The organism is Liquorilactobacillus satsumensis DSM 16230 = JCM 12392, assembly GCF_001435195.1.
In the GTDB taxonomy this organism is placed as follows: Bacteria; Bacillota; Bacilli; order Lactobacillales; family Lactobacillaceae; genus Liquorilactobacillus; species Liquorilactobacillus satsumensis.
Genome location: NZ_AZFQ01000023.1, coordinates 23,013 through 30,715, shown reverse-complemented (window position 1 = coordinate 30,715; position 7,703 = coordinate 23,013). Strand labels below are relative to the sequence as shown.

General features: G+C 40.6%; 7 protein-coding genes. 5 read left to right on the top strand and 2 right to left on the bottom strand.

Going from position 1 to position 7,703, the window contains the following annotated elements:
- Positions 1 to 101 precede the first annotated feature (101 nt).
- Complete coding sequence (locus FD50_RS02820) at positions 102 to 1,136, bottom strand: lactonase family protein (RefSeq protein WP_054758083.1); 1,035 nt, start codon at positions 1,134 to 1,136, stop codon at positions 102 to 104.
- Positions 1,137 to 1,269: 133 nt separating this feature from the next.
- On the opposite strand from FD50_RS02820, the gene FD50_RS02815 reads away from it, so the two are divergent.
- Positions 1,270 to 1,626: a PTS glucitol/sorbitol transporter subunit IIA gene (locus FD50_RS02815; protein ID WP_056960147.1), complete on the top strand. Its 357-nt coding sequence runs from the start codon at positions 1,270 to 1,272 to the stop codon at positions 1,624 to 1,626.
- Positions 1,627 to 1,944: 318 nt separating this feature from the next.
- Here the strand turns inward: FD50_RS02815 and FD50_RS02810 are convergent, their stop codons facing one another.
- Positions 1,945 to 2,922 carry a GMP reductase gene (locus tag FD50_RS02810; protein WP_054758084.1) on the bottom strand — a complete coding sequence of 326 codons (978 nt, stop codon included), beginning with the start codon at positions 2,920 to 2,922 and terminating at the stop codon, positions 1,945 to 1,947.
- A gap of 207 nt (positions 2,923 to 3,129) precedes the next feature.
- On the opposite strand from FD50_RS02810, the gene FD50_RS02805 reads away from it, so the two are divergent.
- The 4 genes from FD50_RS02805 (at position 3,130) to FD50_RS02790 (ending at position 7,630) form a co-directional block, all read left to right on the top strand.
- Positions 3,130 to 3,630 (top strand): aminoacyl-tRNA deacylase, encoded by a 501-nt coding sequence (locus FD50_RS02805; protein WP_054758085.1) that lies wholly within the window; start codon positions 3,130 to 3,132, stop codon positions 3,628 to 3,630.
- A 16-nt stretch (positions 3,631 to 3,646) separates the two neighbouring features.
- Complete coding sequence (locus FD50_RS02800) at positions 3,647 to 4,507, top strand: methyltransferase domain-containing protein (RefSeq protein WP_054758086.1); 861 nt, start codon at positions 3,647 to 3,649, stop codon at positions 4,505 to 4,507.
- Positions 4,508 to 4,709: 202 nt separating this feature from the next.
- Entirely contained in the window at positions 4,710 to 5,222 is a 513-nt protein-coding gene (locus FD50_RS02795) for a tRNA (cytidine(34)-2'-O)-methyltransferase (protein ID WP_056960145.1), read from the top strand.
- Between the two features lie 80 nt (positions 5,223 to 5,302).
- Positions 5,303 to 7,630 carry a DNA translocase FtsK gene (locus FD50_RS02790; RefSeq protein WP_056960142.1) on the top strand — a complete coding sequence of 776 codons (2,328 nt, stop codon included), beginning with the start codon at positions 5,303 to 5,305 and terminating at the stop codon, positions 7,628 to 7,630.
- Positions 7,631 to 7,703 lie beyond the last annotated feature (73 nt).

Sequence of the window (7,703 nt, the reverse complement as noted above, 5' to 3'; positions counted from 1 at the left end):
CGTAATTTCGAGTTAGTACTCAAATTTTCCCGACTTATGTCACACTCTCTTTTTTGATGTTTGCGAGTTTAAGCTGTGTAACATAGCGAACTATTAAAAAATTAGAGTTGGAAATGTGAAAATGAAACGCAAACGCCTTCTGGGACAGGAATATTTTTTTGCTTGCAAGTGAGTGCGCCGGTTGCAAGCGAACGTTCAAAAAGTGTGGCATTATTTGTCTTTTGGTTAGCCACTACCAAAAAGCGATCGGTCGAATCGAGTGCGAAATCGCGTGGAAATTCTCCTTCAGTTGCTGTAAAAGCAGTTGCTTGCATTCTGCCATCAGCCGCAATGGCAAAGGTTGCAAGCGAATCATGGCCGCGGTTTGAAACATAGAGGAATTTACCATCGCGCGTGAGGCGAATGGCAGCCGCTCCATTTTCACCATGCCAGTCAAGTGGTAAGGTTGAAAGTGTCTGTTTGTGTACTAATTCCCCAGTTTCAGCGTGATATTCAAGCATAGCCACTTGGCTGCTTAATTCACCTACTAAATAAGCATATTTATGATTGGGATGAAAGACAAGATGCCGTGGAGCAAATCCAGATTCTGCATGATAAGTGAAAACATGTTCAAGTTCATGTGTCGCTGAGACATTATAAATATAAACGCGATCACTGCCGAGATCACAAATTGCTAACCTCTGGTCGGGTGTGAGATCAGTATAATGGATGTGCGCTTGTTCTTGACCAGGGCGCGGACCACTGCCAGTAAATTTAAGTTCCTTAATCAACGTCAGTTTGCCGGCAGTTGAAGAAAAAACACTTAAAGTTGCTTTATGATAATTTGCGGTGTAAACAAGGTTGCGTCCAGCATCCCAACCGACATAGCAAGGAGGAGCACCTGCAGAAAGCAGTTGCGACTGTTGCTGTGGTTGTGCATCTTGATTGCAGGCAAAGCTGGCAATTCCGCCAGCATCTCCCTTTTTTGCAACCGTATACAAATTACCTGAAGCAGTTGTTTGCAGATAGGTTGGATTGTCAATCTTAATAAATACAGTTGGTTTACTCAAGCGCGCTGTTTGCGGATCCAGTTCTGAACGGTAAATACCGGCAGAAATTTTTTTCGTATAAGTGCCAAAGAAAAGAGTTTGATTCACGTTTATATCCTCCTTTATGATTATGAATTTAAGTATAGCATAATTGGATCAACTAACTGTAATTTTGGTAAGAAAGCTGCAATTTATGCTACAATGTAAGTGTTACAAACAATGAATAGAAGGGGTTAGGGGTATGCTAGAAGCAAAAGTTGTTGAAATTGGGCCTGAAGCGGTTTCTAAAGATGACGATCTGTTGATTCTCTTTGATGAAACTGCTTCAACTCAATTGAGACGTGTCTCCATTGTACAACGCTTTGCTAAATCAAAAGATGAAAAGTATCAATTTCGTGCAGGTCGCAAATTGAGAATTGATGATCAGCTCTATGAGATTTTGTATGTCGGACAGTTAGTTCAAAGTAATATGGAAATGATTGGGCATGCGACTCTTTTCTTTGAAGATGTACCAGAAAAACCACAACATAATGGAATTTACCTGACACCGCAAAAAATGCCGGAAATCCACGTTGGAAGTGTCATCAAATATCTTTAAACTGCGGCTTTGGCGAGTGTATTGGAGCAGATAGTTTGATATCAAGCAATTAAAATGAGGCGGTCTAGCCGGTCGTAAGGTTTTGATGGGTAGGATTGAATCAAAATAAAATTAAGAGGGGCTGTGACAAAATTTAACTTTTGTCACAGCCCCTCTTTTATTCCGAATAAACGTGTTCCATAAGTCAAAATTTTCCGTCTAACTTCGAATTACTCATAGCAAAGTACCCGCTATGTTCGTAATTTCGAGTTAGCACTCAAATTTTCCCGACTTATGTCACACTCGCTCTTTTTATGTGTTTGAGTTTATTTGAGTATTTTAAATATTATCACCATTAAAAATGGAATTTTTGACGATGACATAGTCAACTTTACGTAGTGCTGTGAGTTCGCGGCCTCCAGCATATGAAATGGAAGACTGTAAATCTTCGTGCATTTCACGCAAGGTATGTGCAATGCTTCCGCGATAAGGTACAAGTAGTTTTTTGCCTTCAACATTCTTATATTGACCCTTTTGATATTGTGAGGCTGAACCAAAATAGGTTTTATACTTTTTCCCATCCTCTTCAATAATCTCACCGGGACTTTCCTGATGTCCAGCAAATAAGGAGCCGATCATACACATGGAAGCTCCGAAACGAACAGATTTAGCAATGTCTCCATTATGACGGATACCGCCATCAGCAATAATCGGTTTACTAGCAGCTTTGCCGCACAAGCGCACAGCTGCCAGTTGCCAGCCGCCTGTTCCAAAACCAGTTTTTAGTTTTGTGATACATGCTTTACCAGGACCAATCCCGACTTTGGTTGCATCAGCACCCGCATTTTCAAGTTCACGCACGCCTTCAGGAGTCCCAACATTGCCCGCAATTACAAAGGTGCCAGGCAGATTTTTTTTAATATATTTGATCATTTCGATGACGGTGTCAGCATGGCCGTGCGCAATATCAATTGTGATATATTCTGGAAGTGCACGCTCAGCTGCCAAATCATCAATCAATTTGTATTCTTTTGGTTTAACACCAACAGAGATTGATGCAAAAAGGTTTTTTCGATGCATTCTTTTTACAAAGGGTAAGCGTTCCTCTTCGTTGAAACGATGCATAATGTAGAAGTAGCCGTTTTGCGCCAACCAGACTGCAAGTGGTTCATCAATGATTGTTTGCATGTTGGCAGGAACTACCGGGATTTTAAAAGTCATCGGTCCAAATTTAACAGTTGTGTCGACTTCGGAACGGCTTTTGATGATGCATTTATTTGGTACAAGCTGGATATCTTCGTAGTCAAATACAGGCATTCTTAAAACCTCACATTCTTAATTAACAAAATAATTCGTTGATTATGTTTGTTTAACTCACAAACACACATAAATCTACAACACTCTAATGTGAAAGTCAAATGAAACAAAAAGATCAGGTGGAAAATATTCGCTTTTTGATCGAAGTGACGCCGTACTTTATTCGGGTTATAATTAGTAGCGAAAGTTTTAATAAGGAGTTTTTTTATGGCAAAGAAGAAAAAGATCAAGAAAACAAATGATGAGCGGATTTTGGATCAACATCACATTGAATATGAAGAAACGGTTTTTAATTGGTTAGAGGAGGGATACGACGCGCTTGCTGAGGCTCAGGCAGCAGGGATTGAAGCAAAAAGTATCTTAAAGACAATTGTTTTGCGCACAAGTGAGAAGGAAACAGATCATTTAGTAGTTTGCTTACCGTTGGAATATGAACTTGATCTTAAACTGATTGCACATGAGCTTGGTGAAAAGCAAGTTCATTTGGCGGACAATAAGAAGTTAATCAAAATTACTGGATATGTTCACGGCGCTAATACTCCGATTGGAATTAGTGTGCGCAAGGGTTTCCCAATTTATTTTGATGAACGGATAAAAAAGTTTGAGAAGATCTCAGTTTCAGCTGGTCAAGTAGGTCGTTCTGTAAGATTGAAACAAAGCGATCTGATAAAGTTGGTTAATGGAAAATATTTAAAGGTTCAGGAATGATGAAGGCGGTGAATTAGTGAAAAAAATAGAACGTGGAATGGCTTTTGTAGCGAAAAATTTAGCGTTGTTTAGGTGTCCTGTGTGTCATCGTCCCTTTTTAAAAGTCGAACACCAGAGTGTTTTTTGTAGCAATAAGCATAACTTCGATTTTGGACGTAAAGGAACACTATATCTTGTTAATCATGGTTTAAAAAGCGATTATGATGACGACAAACTCTGGGCCGCCAGGCGAATTTTACAGCAAGCCGGTCTTTTCAAACCCATTGTTGCCCAGATTGGAGACAATCTTCCAATTGAAAAACCGCTTAAGATTCTCGATATTGGTTGCGGTGAGGGTTCAACACTGCATCTTTTGGAGCAACAGCGTCATCAGCAAGATGATGCACTGGTAGGCTTTGACATTTCAAAACGTGCATTGAACCGTGCAACCCAGTTAGAGACTGCTGCCTTCTTTTGTGTGGCAGATTTAGCACGCCTACCTTTTCAGACCGCATCTTTTGATGTCCTATTAGATCTTTTTTCACCATCAGCATATGAAGAATTTGAGCGAGTTTTAAAAAGTGGCGGACACTTGTTTAAAATTGTACCCAATTCTGAATATTTACAAGAATTGCGCCACTCATTGTATGTAAAAGAGGATCCACGGCATAACTATAGTAATGAAAAAGTAGTCACACTGTTTAAGAAAAATTATCCACAGGGAAATGTTCAAAGAATCAAGTATGAATTTCCTTTGAACAAGGCACTTTTTGAAAACCTGATGTATATGACTCCACTTCATTGGGGAGCGACGCAAGCACAAATTAACGAGAGCTTGCGCAAGGGTTTAGACAAGATTACGATTGATGTTTCACTTTTGAGTGCAAAAAAAGAATGAAAAACAGTTTTTTTGTGAAAAAAGCTTGAAAACCAAAGACTGTGATGGTACTATTATTTCAAGAAATCGGTTGTTAGTGATTAACGGGACTGTCGTTAGTCATTACATAATTGTACTTCACTAACGTAGCTGTTCGCCGTGCCCACACCGAATGGCTACGCTTTTTTGTGTCTATAAATGAAACGAAAAGAGGATTATTACTTTGGCGAACCATATTGTATTATTTGAACCTCTCATGCCGGCGAATACTGGTAATATTGCACGCACTTGTGCTGGAACGAATACACAGTTACATTTAATCGAGCCTTTGGGATTTTCGACAGAGGATAAGTACTTAAAAAGAGCTGGGTTAGATTATTGGGATAAAGTTAAGATTACCTATCATAAGAATCTGCCCGCTTTTATGGCGTCGTTAGGAGCGCAAGCTGAACTTTTTTTGATCTCTAAATTTGCACCGCGGGATTATACGCAAGTCGATTATACGACTCCAGAAAAGGATTATTATTTTATCTTTGGGAAGGAAACGACTGGATTGCCTGAACCGTATATGCGGGCAAATGAAGAAAAATGTTTGCGTATTCCGCAAAATGATAAACATATTAGGGCGCTCAACCTTTCTAATTCTGCGGCAATTGTGATTTATGAAGTTTTACGTCAGCAAGACTTTCCCAAACTTGAAAAAAAGCATCTTTATGAAAATGACAAATTGAAATGAAAGCTAGCCTACCGCTAAATGCAGTGATGCTATGTTACAATAGATATAGTGAAAATTCTTGCTAGAAAGGGGATCACAGCGTGGCACAACGCAGAAAGAAAAGCCGCAGCAGGACAAGAAAGAAGCAGCTTGGTTCTAAAAGGATTGCAGGAGGATTTTTAATTTTCTTTGCACTTTTAGGGCTGTTTAAACTTGGCTATTTGGGAATCTTGTGTCTTAACCTCTTTCGTGTTTTGATTGGAGACGCTGCTCCAATCGGCTTAGCATTTCTCGGACTTGACGGACTTTTGATTCTTGTGACCGGCAAAGAAGTCTCTTTGAAAAAAACGACTATTTTAGGTACATCTGGAATTTTGCTGTGTAGTCTGCTTTTTTTGCATGCAGTTTATTTTGGGACCCTAGATCTTCACGCTAATTTTATCAGTATTACGTGGCAGTATTTGCGCAGTGACTTGGTGACAGGCGGAATTGGTGGCAGTGTTGGTGGGGGAATGCTCGGGGCGTATCTCTATGCACTTGCCTACTTCTTGTTTTCTCAGCTTGGGACCTATATTGTTGCGAGTTTTGGATTGCTCTTTAGTATCTGTCTGCTTGTCGGCATTCCATTTGAGAAAGTTTTGAAATATTGCGGCGATCTTTTTGTGAAGCTGGGGCAGCTGGCTAAAAAAGCGGGGCATTTCGGGATGCAGTTGCTTAAATTAGGTTTCTTACATATGAGTACGTGGATTAAGCAATTAGCGCACAAAAAAAATGGTATCCGGCCGGTTCGCAAAAAATCTCCTGCAAAAACACTGGTTATTCCTGAAGAAACAAGTCATCAAGATGAGCAGCGTCCTACTATAACTCCGATTAGTACCAATCGTTGGAGCGCACCTTCAGCGGAGAAAACCGAACTGGATTCAGGCACTATAACTAAAGAAAATCAAGAAAAAGAAGACGAACAGCAGGTCTTTGAAACCAGCAATAAGATCAATGATGAGTATGAATTGCCCCCTTTTAGTTTGCTGCATAATATCGATTTGGAGGATCAAAGTGCCGACTACCAAAGAATTGAACGCAATACGAAGGTCTTGAAGCAAACCTTTCAAAGCTTTGGGGTTGATGTTGAGATTAAGCGTGCAATTTTAGGACCGGCTGTAACCAAATACGAATTGCATCCTGCCATTGGCGTTAAGGTCAGTAAGATTGTTAATCTTTCAGATGATTTAGCACTGGCATTGGCTGCAAAGGATATTCGAATCGAGGCACCAATTCCTGGGAAATCATTGATCGGGATTGAAGTCCCAAATCAAAAAGTTTCGACTGTTTCTTTTCGAAGTATTATTGAAGAACAGCGCAAAAAACCTCAAAAACCGCTTGAAGTTCCACTGGGGCGTGATATTTCAGGAAAATTAGTAACAGCTGATTTAGGTAAAATGCCGCATCTGCTGATTGCAGGTTCCACGGGGAGTGGAAAATCAGTAGCAATCAATGTGATTATTACCAGCCTCTTGATGAACTGTCCGCCGCATTTGGTTAAATTGATGTTGGTGGATCCTAAAAAGGTTGAACTTGGGGTCTATAATGGAATTCCACATTTATTGACTCCTGTTGTGACAGACTCTAAGAAGGCTTCACGGGCATTGCATAAACTGGTTTCTGAGATGGAGCGCCGGTATGAATTGTTTGCGAACACAGGTCAGCGTAACTTAGCTGGGTATAATGAGATGGTAAAGAGGCAGAATAAGGAAATGAAGACCGCTGAGCCGCTGCTACCATATATAGTAATTATTGTTGACGAATTATCTGATTTAATGATGGTTGCTTCAAACGAAGTTGAGGATTCAATTATTCATTTGGCGCAAATGGCCCGAGCTGCCGGGATTCACATGATTCTTGCAACCCAGCGGCCTTCTGTTGACGTCATTACGGGCTTAATCAAAGCAAATGTTCCCTCGCGGATGGCGTTTGCAGTTTCGAGCGGAACTGATTCTCGCACAATTCTTGATTCGAATGGCGCGGAGAAGTTATTGGGGCGTGGCGATATGCTTTTCTTGCCAATGGGAATGAATAAACCAGTACGTGTGCAAGGTGCCTTTATTTCTGATGAAGATGTTGCTAGTGTTGTCGACTTTGTTAAACAGCAACAACCTGCTGAATATGATGAGTCGCTGGTTGTTTCAGATGAAGAAACCACACAAGAGCAGGCGACTGATCCAGAAGATGAGCTTTTTGAAGATGCCGTCAAGTTGATTGCTAAAGAGCAAAGCTGCAGTATCTCAATGCTCCAACGGCGTTTTAGGATCGGTTACAACCGTGCAGCTCGCTTAGTAGATGAACTTGAAGCAAAAGGAATGGTTGGCCCTTCAGAGGGCAGCAAACCGCGAAAAGTTTATGTGCCGCAAGCAGATGATGACTCAGCACAATAATGCTAATGATGTAATCAGATTGACAAGGAAGTGCGATAATGGGGGCTGTGACAAAAGTTAACTTTTGTCACAG

What these genes read in the sequence shown, in the direction of transcription:
- FD50_RS02815 (WP_056960147.1), top strand. Translation starts at nt 1,270, where the DNA reads ATGCTAGAAGCAAAAGTTGTTGAAATTGGGCCTGAAGCGGTTTCTAAA.
- FD50_RS02810 (WP_054758084.1), bottom strand. Translation starts at nt 2,922, where the DNA reads ATGCCTGTATTTGACTACGAAGATATCCAGCTTGTACCAAATAAATGC.
- FD50_RS02805 (WP_054758085.1), top strand. Translation starts at nt 3,130, where the DNA reads ATGGCAAAGAAGAAAAAGATCAAGAAAACAAATGATGAGCGGATTTTG.